The sequence below is a fragment of the Pseudomonas sp. TE3786 genome, assembly GCF_054057335.1.
The window spans coordinates 72,722-87,530 of sequence record NZ_JBSRZF010000016.1; the positions used below are offsets into that span (position 1 = coordinate 72,722).

16 protein-coding genes are annotated in these 14,809 nt (G+C 60.9%); 9 read left to right on the plus strand and 7 right to left on the minus strand.

Annotation, left to right across the window (positions count from 1 at the left end; translation table 11 throughout):
* Positions 1-7: 7 nt before the first annotated feature.
* The 7 genes from ACVW0Y_RS17485 to ACVW0Y_RS17515 are packed head-to-tail and all read right to left on the minus strand — an operon-like array spanning position 8 to position 6,280.
* On the minus strand, positions 8-2,104 hold the full coding sequence (locus tag ACVW0Y_RS17485; RefSeq protein ID WP_457439903.1) for a flagellar biosynthesis protein FlhA: 2,097 nt from the start codon (positions 2,102-2,104) through the stop codon (positions 8-10).
* A 2-nt stretch (positions 2,105-2,106) separates the two neighbouring features.
* Positions 2,107-3,240 carry a flagellar type III secretion system protein FlhB gene (gene flhB, locus ACVW0Y_RS17490; RefSeq protein ID WP_457439905.1) on the minus strand — a complete coding sequence of 378 codons (1,134 nt, stop codon included), beginning with the start codon at positions 3,238-3,240 and terminating at the stop codon, positions 2,107-2,109.
* On the minus strand, positions 3,233-4,033 hold the full coding sequence (gene fliR, locus ACVW0Y_RS17495) for a flagellar biosynthetic protein FliR (protein ID WP_457439907.1): 801 nt from the start codon (positions 4,031-4,033) through the stop codon (positions 3,233-3,235). The genes flhB and fliR overlap by 8 nt, the downstream gene beginning before the upstream one ends.
* A 5-nt stretch (positions 4,034-4,038) precedes the next feature.
* The gene (locus tag ACVW0Y_RS17500; protein WP_108097245.1) at positions 4,039-4,311 is read right to left on the minus strand and encodes a flagellar biosynthetic protein FliQ; all 273 of its coding nucleotides are present in this window, start codon (positions 4,309-4,311) and stop codon (positions 4,039-4,041) included.
* A 9-nt stretch (positions 4,312-4,320) separates the two neighbouring features.
* Positions 4,321-5,076 (minus strand): flagellar type III secretion system pore protein FliP, encoded by a 756-nt coding sequence (fliP, locus tag ACVW0Y_RS17505; RefSeq protein WP_457439909.1) that lies wholly within the window; start codon positions 5,074-5,076, stop codon positions 4,321-4,323.
* Positions 5,073-5,444 (minus strand): flagellar motor switch protein FliN, encoded by a 372-nt coding sequence (gene fliN, locus ACVW0Y_RS17510; RefSeq protein WP_457439911.1) that lies wholly within the window; start codon positions 5,442-5,444, stop codon positions 5,073-5,075. The genes fliP and fliN overlap by 4 nt, the downstream gene beginning before the upstream one ends.
* Positions 5,441-6,280, minus strand: coding sequence for a FliM/FliN family flagellar motor C-terminal domain-containing protein (locus ACVW0Y_RS17515; protein WP_457439913.1), 840 nt, complete (start codon positions 6,278-6,280; stop codon positions 5,441-5,443). Before ACVW0Y_RS17515 ends, fliN begins: the two co-directional genes overlap by 4 nt.
* Before the next feature lie 492 nt (positions 6,281-6,772).
* Here ACVW0Y_RS17515 and ACVW0Y_RS17520 point away from each other — a divergent pair, with 492 nt between their 5' ends.
* The 9 genes from ACVW0Y_RS17520 (at position 6,773) to ACVW0Y_RS17560 (ending at position 14,551) form a co-directional block, all read left to right on the plus strand.
* A complete protein-coding gene (locus tag ACVW0Y_RS17520; protein ID WP_457439915.1) occupies positions 6,773-8,188 on the plus strand; it encodes a sigma 54-interacting transcriptional regulator in 1,416 nt (471 codons plus the stop codon).
* A gap of 19 nt (positions 8,189-8,207) precedes the next feature.
* Positions 8,208-8,543: a flagellar hook-basal body complex protein FliE gene (locus ACVW0Y_RS17525; RefSeq protein WP_457439916.1), complete on the plus strand. Its 336-nt coding sequence runs from the start codon at positions 8,208-8,210 to the stop codon at positions 8,541-8,543.
* A 19-nt stretch (positions 8,544-8,562) separates the two neighbouring features.
* The gene (fliF, locus tag ACVW0Y_RS17530) at positions 8,563-10,257 is read left to right on the plus strand and encodes a flagellar basal-body MS-ring/collar protein FliF (protein ID WP_457439918.1); all 1,695 of its coding nucleotides are present in this window, start codon (positions 8,563-8,565) and stop codon (positions 10,255-10,257) included.
* The gene (locus tag ACVW0Y_RS17535; RefSeq protein WP_457439920.1) at positions 10,232-11,263 is read left to right on the plus strand and encodes a FliG C-terminal domain-containing protein; all 1,032 of its coding nucleotides are present in this window, start codon (positions 10,232-10,234) and stop codon (positions 11,261-11,263) included. The genes fliF and ACVW0Y_RS17535 overlap by 26 nt, the downstream gene beginning before the upstream one ends.
* A gap of 11 nt (positions 11,264-11,274) precedes the next feature.
* Positions 11,275-11,967 (plus strand): flagellar assembly protein FliH, encoded by a 693-nt coding sequence (gene fliH, locus ACVW0Y_RS17540; protein WP_457439921.1) that lies wholly within the window; start codon positions 11,275-11,277, stop codon positions 11,965-11,967.
* 2 nt (positions 11,968-11,969) lie between these two features.
* Complete coding sequence (gene fliI / locus ACVW0Y_RS17545) at positions 11,970-13,295, plus strand: flagellar protein export ATPase FliI (RefSeq protein WP_457439923.1); 1,326 nt, start codon at positions 11,970-11,972, stop codon at positions 13,293-13,295.
* A 19-nt stretch (positions 13,296-13,314) separates the two neighbouring features.
* On the plus strand, positions 13,315-13,740 hold the full coding sequence (locus ACVW0Y_RS17550; protein WP_457439925.1) for a flagellar export protein FliJ: 426 nt from the start codon (positions 13,315-13,317) through the stop codon (positions 13,738-13,740).
* Between the two features lie 92 nt (positions 13,741-13,832).
* The gene (gene flgM, locus ACVW0Y_RS17555) at positions 13,833-14,111 is read left to right on the plus strand and encodes a flagellar biosynthesis anti-sigma factor FlgM (RefSeq protein WP_457439926.1); all 279 of its coding nucleotides are present in this window, start codon (positions 13,833-13,835) and stop codon (positions 14,109-14,111) included.
* On the plus strand, positions 14,108-14,551 hold the full coding sequence (locus ACVW0Y_RS17560; protein WP_457439928.1) for a flagella synthesis protein FlgN: 444 nt from the start codon (positions 14,108-14,110) through the stop codon (positions 14,549-14,551). Before flgM ends, ACVW0Y_RS17560 begins: the two co-directional genes overlap by 4 nt.
* Positions 14,552-14,809: the final 258 nt, after the last annotated feature.

Genomic DNA, 14,809 nt, shown 5'->3' on the forward strand with positions numbered 1-14,809 from the left:
GCCTCGTTTAACCGAGGCTTCCGAGAATATTCACCGCCACCTTCTCCGGAATCTCATTCTGCGAAAGCACATGCAGCCCCGGGCTGAACACCCGTGCATAACGCGCCAGCAACGGTCGCAATTGCGGCATCACGGTCAGAATCGGTGGGTGGCCATCCTTGCGCAGTTTTTCCTTCACCACTGGCATGGCGTTCTGCAGCTGATTGAGCAAGTTCGGCTCCACCGGAATATTGTCCAGGCTCACCGGCCCGGCCTGCTGAGCAATGCTCAACGCACTGAGCAAGGTGTTCTCCAGCGCGTTTTCCAGCACAAACACCGACAGTTCACGCCGCTCACCGGCAATGCCGCCGACAATGCTGCGGCGCAGTGCATAGCGCACGTCGGAGGCCAGTAAGATCGGGTCTTTGGTGGTTTCGCTGCCTTCGAGCAAGGTGGTGGCGATGGTGACGATATCTTTCAGCGGCACTTCTTCCAGCAGCAGTTGGCGGTACACCTTGTGTTGCTGGGTAAAGCTCAGTGCGCCTTTCAAGTGTTCAGCCAGTTTTGGTGCCTGCACTGCCAGGCGCTGCATCAGATGCTCGACGTCATCGTGTTTGAAAATATCCGGTAGGTGTTCGCGCACCACTTTGTTCAGGTGCGTGGCGATCACGCTGGCGCAGTCGATCACCTGGTAACCGAGGTTCAACGCGCGCGGTTTGTCGTTGGGCAGAATCCACACCACCTGCATGCGGTAGGCCGGATCGGTGCCGAGAATACCGTCGATTTCGCCGTAGAGTTCCGGGCCGGGAATGGCCATCAAGCGATCCGCGTGCAGCTCGGCACCGTCGATGCGTTCGCCATTGATATGGATGTTGTACTGCGCCGCCTTGAGCCGCAGGCTGTCGCGGATCTGCACTTCCGGCAGGAGGAAACCGAGGCTCTCCGACAAGGTCTGCCGCACCCCGCGCACGCGTTGCGGCAGGGGCGAGCCGGAGGCTTCGTTGACCAGTCCGACCAGCTTGTAGCCCAGAGAAATCGACAGCCGTTCCACCAGCGGAATATCTTCCCAGGCCAGGTTCTGTGTGCGCTCCTGGTCCATGGCCTTGTTGATGGCTTCGGTCTGTTCCAGGGTCGCCGCTTCCATGGGCGGCTCGTCACGGGCGACCCGCCAGGCGATAAAACCGATCAGTGCGGCGAAGCCGATAAAGGCGAGATGCGGCATGCCCGGCACCAGGCCGAGGATCAGCACAATGCCGGCCACTGTGTACAGCAGCGGTGGCGAGGCGAGCATCTGCTTGTGCACCAGGCTGGTGATTTCCGCCGACTCGTTCACCCGGGTGACGATAATCGCCGCGGCGGTGGACAACAGCAGCGCCGGAATCTGCCCGGCCAGGCCGTCACCGATGGTCAGCAAGGCGTATTGGCGGAAGGCTTCGCCGGCCGGCAGGTCGTACATCAGCACGCCAATGGCGACACCGCCGAACAGGTTGATCAGCAGAATCAGAATGCCCGCCACTGCATCGCCACGGACGAACTTCGAGGCTCCGTCCATGGCACCGTAGAAGTCGGCTTCCTTGGACACATCGGCGCGCCGCTGTTTGGCTTCGTCCTGGGTGATCAGGCCGGCGTTAAGGTCGGCATCGATGGCCATCTGTTTGCCGGGCAGGGCGTCGAGGGTGAAGCGCGCGGTCACTTCCGAGATGCGCTCGCCACCCTTGGTGATCACCATAAAGTTGATGATCATCAGGATCACGAAAACGATCATGCCGACGATAAAGTTGCCGCCGATCACCACTTCACCGAACGCCTCGATCACCTTACCGGCGGCGTCGGTGCCGGTGTGCCCGCTGAGCAATACAACCCGCGTGGAGGCCACGTTCAGGCACAGGCGCAGCAAGGTGGTGACCAGAATCACCGTCGGCAGCAGGGAGAAATCCAGCGGCCGACGTGACGATACGCTGATCAGCAGCACCAGAATCGCCAGGCCGATGTTGAAGGTGAACAACACATCCAGCAGCAGCGGTGGCAGCGGCAGAATGATCATCGCCAACACGGCCAGCACCAGCATGGGAATGGCGATACGGCCGCTGCGCAGGGTGAGGGACAGTTGCTGCAGTAGGTTCATGGTCAGACTCGGCTCAGCAATTCATCGGGGATTTCAAGGTTGCGCGCCAGTACCGGCGCGCTGCGGCGGCCCTGGCGGTGCGCCTTGAGCTGCAGGATGTAGGTCAGTACGTGGGCCACGGCCTTATACAACTGGGCCGGGATCTGTTGGTTGACCTGGGTGGTGAAGTAAATCGCCCGCGCCAGCGGCGGCGCTTCGATCACGTCCAGCTGGTGGGCCTTGGCCATCTTGCGGATATACAGCGCGGTTTCGTCCAGCCCCTTGGCCAGCACAAAGGGTGCCTGGGCCTTTTTCGGGTCGTACTTGAGCACCACGGCAAAGTGCACCGGGTTGACGATCACCACGTCGGCCTTCTTGATCACGCGGTTGATCTGGCGCTGCGCCAGTTGCCGCTGTACCTGTTTGATCCGCGCCTTGACCTCGGGGCGACCCTCCTGGGTTTTGTGCTCTTCCTTGCGCTCCTGCTTGGTCATGCGCAGCTTTTTCCGGAAGAAGAAAAACTGCAGGGGGATGTCGATCACTGCGAACAAAATGAACACCGCCATCAGCACCAAAATCAGGTCGTAGGTCATGCTGAAGGCGCTGCCGATGGCCGTTGGCAGATCGCTGCGTTGCAGGGCGATCAGCTTGGGCACGGCATGAATGATCTGCAGGTACGCCACCGTCACCAGCACGGCGATCTTGGCCAGCGACTTGAGCAGCTCCACCCAGTTCTGCATGCCGAACATACGGCCCAGCCCGGAGATCGGATTGAGCTTGCTGAGCTTGGGGCTGAAGTTTTTTGCCGAGAATACCCAGCCACCCGGCACCAGGCTGAACAGCACCACCAACACCGGGGTAAGCAGCAGCGGCAGAAGGATTTTTATAAACAGCAACAGGTTGTGGGTGAGGATCAGGTCCAGGTCATCCAGGCCCATTTCGCTGTGGCGCAGGTCCAGGTAGGCGAGGGAAAAGCTCTGGCGGATGCCTTCATAGAAATACATAGCGCTGAACTTCAGCACCACCAGGGTCACCAGCAGCGAGATGGTGGTGGAGAGGTCTTTGGAGCGGGCGCTCTGACCGTCCTGCTTGCTCTTTTTAAGCTTCTGCTGGGACGCGTCTTCGGTCTTTTCCTGGGCGCTGTTCTGCTCAGACACGGGCACCTCCGCGCAGCAGCTGGCCGATATTGTTGAGCAGGTCGCGGGACAGGTGCAGGTAACTGTCGGGCAGGTTGGGCAGGGTCAGATAGATGCACAGCAGGCCCACCAGAATCGACATCGGAAAGCCCAGGGAGAACAGGTTGAGGGTCGGCGACACGCGGTTCAGCAGGCCGAAGCAGAACTGCACCAGCACCATGCAGAACACCAGCGGCAGGGTGATCAGCACCGCCGCCGCGAGCACCCAGGACAGCGCGTAGATCACCGTTTCGAAACCGTCGTAATGCAGGCCACTGCCCACTGGCCAGTAGATAAAACTCTGGTACAGCACGCTGACTGCCAGCAGATGGCCGTCGATAGCGAAAAACAGAAAGACCAGCAGCACAAAGTACAGCTGGAACATGATCGAGGACGACGACACACCATTGATGGGGTCGTTGAACACCGCCATGCTCAGGCCCAACTGGGTGGAAACCACGTCACCGACCAGGGTGAATACGGTGAACACCAACTGCAGCGATACGCCGAGCAGAATGCCGATGGCGATCTGTTCCAGGGCGGTAAGCAGGCCTTTGGCCGACAGCGGGTCGATGCTCTCCATGGTTGGCAGCGCGGTGGCCAGCGCCAGGGTTACGGCCAGCGCCAGCAGAATGCGCACCTGCTTGGGCAAGGCTTTATGGCTGAAGATCGGTGCCATGCTGAACAGCGCCAGAATCCGGCAGAACGGCCACCAGTACACCTGCATCTGCTGCAGGTACTGGCCGGCCTGAAAGATCGATTCGCTGGCAGGCATGGCAGTCAGCCGACCATCCCGCCAGCGTTTTTGAAGGTCTGAATAAACAGGTCGCAAAGGGTGCGCACAATCCAGTGACCGGCAAACACCAGCATGCCCAGGGTGATCAACAGGCGCGGCAGAAAGCTGAGCATCTGCTCGTTGATCTGGGTGGCGGCCTGGAACACGCTGACGATCAACCCGCCAATCAGGCTCGGCACCACCAGCACGCAAACGATCAGCGCGACTATATGTACGGCGTTGGCGACGATTTCCACGGCGCTTTCAGGCGTGATCATGCTCGGCCCCTAAAACGGCTGGACGCTGGACGACAGCGTGCCCATGGTTAATGCCCAGCCATCGACCAGAACAAAGATCATCAGCTTGAACGGCAGCGAGATCATCATCGGCGACAGCATCATCATGCCCATGGCCATCAACACACTGGCCACCACCAGATCGATGACCAGGAACGGGATAAAGATCATAAAGCCCAGCTGAAAGGCGGTTTTCAGCTCACTGAGCACGAAGGAGGGCAGCAACAGGCTGAAGTCCAGGGTGCTGAGATCATCTGGCAGGGTTTCCCCGGCGAGGGCGACCATGGTGTCCAGCGCGCTCTTGCTGGTTTGCGCCAACATGAATTTCGACAGGGTGGTTTTGCCGGCTTCCAGGCCCTGGGTGAGGGTGATCTGATCCGCCTCGAACGGCACATAGGCGGTGCTGTATATCTCCTGCCACACCGGGCGCATCACCAGCATGGTCAGGCACAGGGCGATGCCGATCAGTACATTGTTCGGTGGGCTCTGCTGCAGGCCGATGGCCTGGCGCAAAAGCGCCAGTACGATGATGAAGCGGGTGAAGCAGGTCATCATCATCAGCATGGCCGGGAGAAAGCCGAGCAAGGTCATGACGATCAGAATCTGCAGCTTGACGCTGACTTCCTGGCCGTTGGCCGTGTCATTCAGGCTCAGCAGCGAAATCTCGCCCCCGGCCGCCTGTGCCGCCAATGGGCACAGGCCGGTCAGCAGCAGACCGAGCAGGGCGAGCGTGCGACCGGCTGTCATGGCTTGATGTCGCTGATGCCGTTGCCGCACAGCTCGACGATGCGCAGGCCATAGTTGCCATTCATCACCACCACCTCGGCCTTGGCAAACAGCGCGCCATTGACCTTCACATCCAGCGGTTCACCGGCCAGCTTGTCGAGCACGATCACGCTGCTGGCATCGACATCCATCAGCTCCTTCAGGGAGATCTCGGTGGACGCCACTTCCAGGGTGACATTCACCGGGATGCGGCCGAAGAAGCTCAGGTCCTGCTGCGGCAGTTGCGCGCTGTGCTCCTGGCTGTTGGTGTCGACGGCGGAGCTGGTTACGGTCAGATCGTCGTCGTTGATCAAAGACTCGAATTCGTTATCGGAAAGTTGGCCGTTCATGGGTTTTTCACACTCTCAAGCGAGGTAACAAAGAGGGAGCCGTCTTCTTCGAAGAGGGTGCCGCGGAAGAGTTTGTGCTGGTTGATGCGCACCTCGGTGTGCTCCAGCAGGCGCACCATAAGGATGTCGTTGACCTGCAGGGCGAGCACCTGGGACAGCGGCATCTGCACCGCCGCCACCACACATTCCAGACGCACCGGCAGGTGCTGAATATGCTTGGCCGGGTTGCCGGTCAGGCTGGTGCTGGCCGGGCCGCTGAGGCGCGCGGTCAGCTCGTCGACCAACTGGTTATCCAGATAAAGGAAGATCGACGACTGGCTGCCGGACAGGTGGCTGATGTATTTGAACTCGGCGACGTACTCCCACACGGCGGGGTCGAAGTCGTTTTCATGGGGGGTGAGATTGCCGAAGGTCGAACCGGACAGCAGGGCGCGGGCGAAGATCTGGGTGATATCGACACCCAGGCGATTGCGCATGCGTTGCTCGGAGGTGCTGATCGGCGGTGCCTCTTCGCTGGGCAGCCCGGTACCGCCGTAATAACACTCCAGCGCTTCGGTCAGCAGCGGCCGATCAATGGCAAAACCAACTTTGCCGTAGATCGACTTATAAATGCAGTCCGGATCAGTGGCGCGCTCTTCCAATACCTCGACCTTGGATAACTCGAGGTTGATTCGATAGTTGCGCAGAAAGTAGTCGCCAATAATACGAGGGTATTTACTGGCCACTTCTTTAATGTGCTGGGGGATCTTGTGGTAATGCCGCCCAAGCTTCTGCGGTTTTAGCCGCGTGACACTGTCCGCTGGCACGCGGTGATGAACTTTAGAATGACCAGTCATATTGATGCCGTATTCCTGGATAACCCGCAGAACCCGCTGCAAAGATTTCAGGGGGACTGATGCGTCGCTGCCGATGAGTTCGGCGGCGAAAACGCGACATAGCCGTGCTGACCCCGTGGGGACGGCTTTGGCATGGGGCGGAGTCTGGCGTGGCGAGGGCGAAAATTTAAATCAATAGAAATCAAATGCTGTTTTTGACAGGCATTGCGCCGGCTTGATTTTAATTAAGCACAAGTAATTTCGTGATTCAGGTCACGGCTGTGTAGGATTTTTCCTACGAGCTGATCTGCGACTTTCGTGCGGCGTTTATACGAGCCTGCGAGTGCCGCGAAAGTTCAAACGAACAAATAGAAAAGTTTTGTTGCTGGTGTAAAAGGCGACCCTGATTGCAGTTGTATTAAGGGGTCATGAGAAAAATATTTCGTGCTACCCGTTCACACTTGCCGGCTGGGTATAAACAGCAACAAGTGCATGAGCGACGACCACAGGTAAATGACCTTGAACAGTCTTAGCCCCGCGAAGAATTACACTGCACAAGTGCACTTCGAAGCGCCCTCGGCCGCCGGCCAAGTGGTGGTAATAGGTCATGGCGACGAAGCCAGTTATGCCCTGTTGCGTCAACAGTTGGCCCACCAGGGTTGCCGTATTCGGCGCTGCAGCAGCTTTATGGAACTGGATGCGTCGCTGCTGGCCAGTGCGCGTCTGGTGTTCGTATTTGTCAGCAGCCAGGCCGCCGCCGACCTGTATGCCCAAGCCAGCGCCTTGCTGCGCCAGGCCGGGCAGATCAGCCTGGTGCCGATCGTGGAATACGCCGACCAGGAAAAGGCCGCTGCTCTATTAGAGCTGGGCTGCGTCGATTACCTGTTGGCACCGTTCAGCGAAACCCAGGTGGCTGCCTTGTTGCGCCGCCAGGAGCACGCCAGTAATGCCGAAGAAGGCTTTGTTTCCTGCTCCCAGGCTGGCCGTCGTTTGCTGGCCATGGCCCAGCGCGTGGCGCTGACCCGCGCGCCCATTCTGATTACCGGCGAGACCGGCACCGGCAAGGAGTTGATGGCGCGTTATATCCATCGCTTCTCGACCGCCACCGGCGACGCCCCGTTTATTGCCGTCAACTGCGCCGCCATTCCGGAGCAGATGCTCGAGTCCATTCTTTTTGGTCACGAGCGCGGCGCTTTTACCGGTGCCGTCACGGCACAACCGGGCAAATTCGAACTGGCCAACGGCGGCACTCTGCTGCTGGATGAAATCGGCGAATTGCCCCTCGGCCTGCAAGCCAAGTTGCTGCGCGTGCTGCAAGAGCAGCGGGTGGAGCGCTTGGGCGGGCGCAAGGAAATTGAACTGAATGTGCGCATCGTCGCCGCCACCAACCGCGACCTGCAGGCCGAAGTGGCCGCCGGGCGCTTCCGTGCCGACCTGATGTTCCGCCTCGATGTTCTGCCGCTGCATATCAGCCCGCTGCGCGAGCGCAAAGAGGATGTGCTGCCCCTGGCGCGGCGTTTTATCCGCAAGTACGCGCCCCAGGAAAGCAGCGACAACCTGCTCACCGCCGAGGCCTGTCAGGCGCTGCTCAGCCATGACTGGCCGGGCAATGCGCGGGAACTGGAAAACACCCTGCAACGCGCCCTGGTGCTGCGCAATGGTCTGTTTATTCAGCCGCGCGACCTGGGTTTGAGCATCGACACCCTGCCGATTGCCGAGCCGCTGTTGGCCATTCTGCCTCCCGGCGAAGGTGGCAAGGCGGCGCTGCGTGCCAGTGGCAAGTGGGCCGAGTACCAGCATGTGATCGACACCATCCGCCGTTGCGGCGGGCATAAAACCCGTGCCGCCGAATGCCTCGGCATGACCACCCGCGCGTTGCGCTATCGCCTCAATGCCATGCGTGAGCAGGGCGTGCAGGTGCCTGTTTAACAGTTCAGGGAGAAACAGCATGAGTGCCATCAATACGGTTCAACAGGGCTTGCTCAGCCAGCTCAATCAGCTCAGTCAGATTGCCGGAGGTGAGGCAATCAAGCCGGCCATGCAGTTGCCTGGAACCCTCCAGCAACCCGCTATCGGTGCCTCGTTCGAGCAGGCGCTGCGCGCCGTGGATGCCGACCAGGTGAAAGCCAGTGAATCGATGGCCGCCGTGGACAGCGGCGAAAGCGAAAACCTGGTGGGTGCCATGATCGACAGCCAGAAAGCCAGCCTGTCCTTCACCGCCTTGCTGCAGGTGCGCAACAAGCTCAGCGGTGCTTTCGACGACATCATGAGAATGCCCCTTTAACGGGGTGGGATAAGCCAACGTGCTAGCGCAAATCAAAAGCCGGCTACCAGCCAATTTCAAACTCGATCCACGCCTCTCGCTACTGGGCATGGCCGCACTGGCGGCGGTGATTGCTGTGGCCGTGGTCTACTCGCTGTGGCGTGACAACGATTCCTTCCGCCCGCTGTACGGCACCGGCGAAGGCTTTCCCGCCGCCGAAGCCATGCAGGTGCTGGATGCCGAGGCCTTGCCTTATCACCTGCACCCGCAGAGCGGGCAGATTCTGGTGCGTGAGCAGGACCTGGCGCGGGCGCGCATGCTGCTCGCCGCCAAGGGCGTGAAGGTGGCGGTACCCGCCGGTTACGAACTGTTCGATAAAGAGGAGCCATTGGGCACCAGCCAGTTCGTTCAGGACGTGCGCCTGAAACGCAGCCTGGAAGGCGAACTGGCGAAAACCGTCATGGCCCTCAAAGGTATCGAACAGGCCCGTGTGCACCTGGCCCTGGAAGAAAGCAGCTCCTTTGTGGTCAGCCACCGCGCGCCGGCCAAGGCCTCGGTGATGCTGCAGCTGGACCCTGGCTACAAACTCAAGCCGGAGCAGGTGGCGGCCATCGTCAACCTGGTGGCGGCCAGCGTGCCGCAGCTCAAACCCGAAGATGTCAGCGTGGTCGACCAGCACGGTGCTTTGCTGTCCCGCGGTATCGGCGCCTGGAGCGGGCCGTCGCAGAACTGGGAAGTGGTCGACGACTACCAGCAGAAAGCCGTGGCCAACATCGAGCAGGTGCTGGCACCGATTCTCGGTAACGACAACTACCGCATCAGCGTGGCGGCCGATATCGACTTCAGCCAGAAGGAAGAAACCTTCCAGGCCTATGGCGAGGCACCGCGTCTGCGCAGTGAAGTGTTGCGCGAGGAAACCACCCTCGACCAGCTGGCCCTCGGCGTGCCCGGTTCCCTGAGCAACCGTCCGGCTCCGACGCCGCCAGCCAATCCGCCGGCCGCTACCGACCCCAAGGCGGCAAACACCGCCGAAGCGCTGAAAACCGAAAACAAGGCGGCCACCTCGACGCGCAACGAAAGCACCCGCAACAACGACTTCGACCAGAGCGTCACCCATATCAAGTACCCGGCCTTCGCCCTGCGTCAGCAGAGCGTGGCGGTGGTGCTGAATGCTGCCAACGCCCCTGAAGGCGGCTGGACCGACAAGGCCCGTGGCGATCTGGAAGCAATGATCAAAAGCGCCGTCGGCTTCAACGAAAAACGCGGCGATAGCGTCACCCTCAGCGTGTTCCCCTTCACTCAGGGCGAGCTGACCCCGACTGAAGACCTGCCGTGGTGGGAGAAGGACTCGGTACTGGCGCTGATCAAGTTGGGTGTGTTCGGCCTGATCAGCCTGCTGCTGTTGCTGATGGTGGTGCGCCCCGTGGTGCGCAACCTGACCCAGCGCAGCCAGCTGCCGGCCTTGCCGCAAGCCATCGACGCTGATCTGGCGGCGGCCAAGGAGGCCGAGCGCCGCTTGCACCTCAGCCCCACCCAGCGTGGCGAAGAGATACCTGGCATGAACATTCTCGGCGAGCTCAATCCGCTCTCGGAAATTCGCCTGCCGGCACCGGGCTCCGGCCTGGAAATGCAGGTGGAACATTTGCAGATGCTGGCGCAAAACGACCCCGAGCGCGTCTCGGAAGTGATCAAACACTGGATAGGCCGAAATGACCGAGATCTCAAACCCGCCTAAACCGCGTGCTGCCACCCGTGCGATCAATTCCATGGAGCAGGCGGCGATTCTGATGCTGAGCATGGGCGACGATATTTCCGCCGGGGTGCTCAAGCACCTGACCCGTGAGGAAATCATCGGCATCAGCCAGGCCATGGCGCGCTTGTCGAACATCAAGCAGCCGATGGTTTCCGATGTGATCGGGCGCTTTTTCGAAGACTACAAAGAGCAGAGCAGCATCAAGGGTGCCTCGCGCAACTACCTCTCGGGCATGCTCGGCAAGGCATTGGGTAGCGACATTACCCGCAACCTGCTGGACAGCATCTACGGCGAAGAGATTCGCGCCAAGATGGCCAAGATGGAGTGGATCGACCCGCGCCAGTTCGCCGCCCTGATCGCCAAGGAACATGCGCAGATGCAGGCGGTGTTTCTCGCCTTTCTGCCGCCGGGCATGGCCACCGATGTGCTCGAGTGCATGCCGGTCGACCGTCAGGATGAGCTGCTGTACCGCATCGCCAACCTGAGCGAAGTGAATAGCGATGTGATCGCCGAGCTGGAACAGTTGATCGACCGCAGCCTCAGCGTGTTGTCCACCCAGGGCTCGCAAGTGCGGGGAGTGAAGCAGGCGGCGGACATCATGAACCGCTTCAAGGGCGACCGGAACCAGATGTTCGAACTGCTGCGTGCGCATAACGAAGGCCTGGTGACGCGCATCGAAGACGAGATGTACGACTTTTTCATCCTCTCGCGGCAGAACCAGGACGTGCTTCAGGTGCTGCTGGAAACCATCCCTCTGGAAGAGTGGGTGGTCGCCCTCAAAGGCGCCGAGCCAGCGCTGGTCAAAGCCATTCAGGGTGCCTTGCCCAAGCGCCAGGCCCAGCAGATGGAATCCATCAGCCGCCGTCAGGGCCCGGTGCCGCTAAGCCGTGTCGAGCAGGTGCGCAAAGACATCATGGCCGTGGTGCGGGAAATGTCTGCCGAAGGCGAGCTGCAAGTGCAGCTGTTCCGTGAGGCCACCGTCGAATGAGGCCGCCACTGATGAACGTCAAAGTGCTCAAGGCCGACGCCCGCAGCTGGCGGCCGTTCCGCTTTCCGCCGCGCTGCAACGTGCTGCCGGCCGGCAACTGGAGTGGCGACCCGGCGCAAGTGCAGCGGGCGGTGGCCGATGGTTTTCAGCAGGGCCTGGAAAAGGGCTATCTGGAGGGTCTGCAACAAGGTCAGGACGCCGGGCAGCGTGAAGGCTTTGAGCTGGGGCGACAGGACGGTTTGCGCAATGGTCGTGAAGAGGGCCGCAATGACGGCCGTCAGGCTTTCGATGCTGCTGCGCGACCCCTGGATGTCGTGGCTGCCGAGTTCCGCCGCTTTGCCCAGGACTTCGAGCGCTCGCGCCAACAGCAGTTGCTTGAGCTGGTGGAAAAGGTCGCCAAGCAGGTGATCCGCTGCGAGTTGACCCTGCACCCGACCCAACTCCTAAGCCTGGCCGAAGAAGCCCTGGCGGCGATGCCGGGCGAGCAGGGCGAGGTACAGATTCTGCTTAACCCGGAAGAATGTGCGCGAATCAAGGAACTGGCCCCCGAGCGCATCAGTGCCTGGCGCCTGATTCCCGATGAGCGCCTGGGGCTGGGCGAGTGCCGGGTGATCACCGCCCAGGCCGAAGCCGATATCGGCTGCCAGCAGCGCCTGGACAGCTGCATGGAAACCCTCGCTGAACATGTGCAGAGCGAGGGCTGAACATGGCCCTGGGCGAAGCCTTCAAACTCGACGCAGCCCTGCGCTCGCTGGACTCGGTGCAGCTGGCCAAAGTCAGCGGCCGTCTGGTGCGGGTGTCGGGCATGCTCCTGGAAAGCCTCGGCTGCCGGCGCATGACCGGCCAGCGCTGCATGGTCGAACAAGCCGACGGCAGCCTGCTGGAAGCCCAGGTGGTGGGCTTCAACCGCGATATCACCTACCTGATGCCATTCAAGAAACCCATGGGCCTGACTGCCGGCTCGCGGGTATTTCCCGCCGAAGAAGAAACCGCCCTGCGGATCGATGAGTCCTGGCTGGGGCGGGTTGTCAATGGCCTCGGTGAACCGCTGGATGAACTGGGCAAACTCACTGGGCGCGATCCGCTGCCCACCGAATTGCCACGGGTCAATCCGCTCAAGCGTCGCCCGGTCACCGAAGCCCTGGATGTCGGCGTGCGGGCCATCAATGCCTTGCTCACCGTTGGCAAAGGTCAGCGTGTCGGCCTGTTCGCCGGCAGCGGCGTGGGCAAAAGCGTGCTGCTCGGCATGATCACCCGGCAGACCAAGGCCGATGTGGTGGTGGTGGGTTTGATCGGCGAGCGTGGCCGCGAGGTGCAGGAATTTATCCTTCACGCTTTGGGCGAGGAGGGCCTGCGCAAGGCCGTGGTGGTGGTGGCCCCGGCCAATGAATCACCGCTGATGCGCCTCAAGGCCGCCGAGCTGTGCCATAGCATCGCCGCCTACTTTCGCGACCAGGGCAACGATGTCTTGCTGCTGGTGGATTCCCTTACCCGTTACGCCATGGCCCAGCGCGAAATCGCCCTGGCCCTGGGCGAGCCGCCAGCCACCAAAGGTTATCCGCCGTCGGTATTCGGCATGCTCCCGGAACTGGTGGAAAGCGCCGGCAATGGTGCCGATGCCCGTGGCAGTCTGAGCGCGCTGTACACCGTATTGGCCGAGGGCGATGACCAGCAGGACCCGATTGTCGACTGCGCCCGCGCCATTCTCGATGGCCATATTGTGTTGTCGCGACGTCTGGCCGATGTCGGCCATTACCCGGCCATCGATATCAGCGCCTCGGTGAGTCGCTGCATGACCCAGGTCAGCGCGCTGCCGCAGCAACGTGCGGCGCGTAATTTCAAAGAGTTCTACAGCACCTTTGAAAAGATCAAAGAGCTGATTCCTCTGGGTGGTTACACCCCGGGCATGGACAGCAAAACCGATCGCTCGGTGCAACTGGCCCCCGCCCTGGAGCGCTTTCTGCGCCAGGAAGTGGGCGAGGGCAGCGAGCTGGGCGTGAGCATCGCCACCTTGCAGAGCATCCTCAAGTAGCCATGGGGCCTGAACCGCTATGAAGCAACAGATCGATGTACTCGCGCGCCTGGCCAGTTTGCGTGGCAGCAAGGTGCAGGAAGTGATGGGCCGGGTGAACTACCAGCGCAACCTGTGCCAGCGCTACCGCAACAACATCACCGGGCTCAGCCGCCTGTGCGGTTTCAGTGTGCCGGTGACCACCTCGTTGCAATGCAGCAACCAGCAGCAGTACAAAGCCACACTGTTCAAGATGCTCGAACTGCAGCGCCGCGAGCTGGGCGTGGCGGAAGAGTTTCTCGGGCGTATTCAGGCCGACCTGCTGCGCGCCATGCGCAATGAAAAGGTCATCATCCAGCTGATCGACAGCAAGATGAGCCAGTGGCAAGACCTGCTGGCGCGCCAGGAGCAGAAAATCCAGGATGGGCTGGCGGCGCAGGCGTGGTGGCGGGCGCAAGTTTCGTAATTCAAGTTTTATAAAAAAACCTACAGATCGATTTAAGTGGTGCCTGCAAACGGTCGCCTGTTGCTCTGTAACCACCTTTGTTGGACGCAATCATGGAAATTACTCGGCAGTTCAAGCCCGTCGTCGCCACCCAGAGCGAAGCCCCCGTTGTGGCTTCCGGCAAGGCGGCGCAAAAGAAAACCGTCAGCACCCAGGCCGGCAGCGACAGCCTGCCCCTGGAGCAGCTGCAGGACGCCCTCGGCAGCTTGCCGGAAATCGATATGGACAAGGTCCAGCAGATCAAGGCCGCCCTGCAACGTGGCGAAATCAACCTGGATCTGGGTGCCCTGTCGCGCAGCATGCTGGCCTATCACAGCGGCAGTGATACGTGAGCGATAAACGCGAACAACTGCTGAGCCTGATCGAGGGCGATATTCAGCAGGACTGCGCCGACTACCTGCGCCTGCGCGGCCTGATGCAGGAGCTCTACGAGTTTCTGCTGAGCCGCGATATGCCGCGCATTGATGTGATCAACCAGCAGGTCAGCGCCCTGGTTGAAGACACCCGCCTGCGCGCCGAACGCCGCAGCAAAGCCCTTGGCGCTTTGCGTTTACAGGCCGATGCCGCCGGCATGTACCGCCTGTTCGAACTCTACCCCGGCACCCGCCGCACCCAGCTGCAACAGTACTGGAGCGAGCTGGGGCAACTCACCAGCCAGTGCCAGCGCCTCAACCAGCGCAACGGCCAGCTGCTGGCCATGCACAACGACATCCTTACCCAGCTGCTCAGTCAGCAAGGCGAAAGCGGGCTTTACGGCCAGCAAACGTATTGACGTCGGGGTTGGCGAATCGGCAGATATCGCCGATGGCGATATTCGCCCTACATACCCAAAACATCGCGGCTGAAGCCGCTCCCACAGCGGAAATCCGATCCCTTGTGGGAGCGGCTTCAGCCGCGATTGGCCGGACCTGAAAACACCGTTCTGCGCCGCAAACCCAGCTTAATAAATCCCTCTCAACAGTCGCCTGTTTTACCCCGTGGGTCTGTGTGCGATCCCTAGGCGGAAACGGGCTTTCCCCGTAGTCGTCAA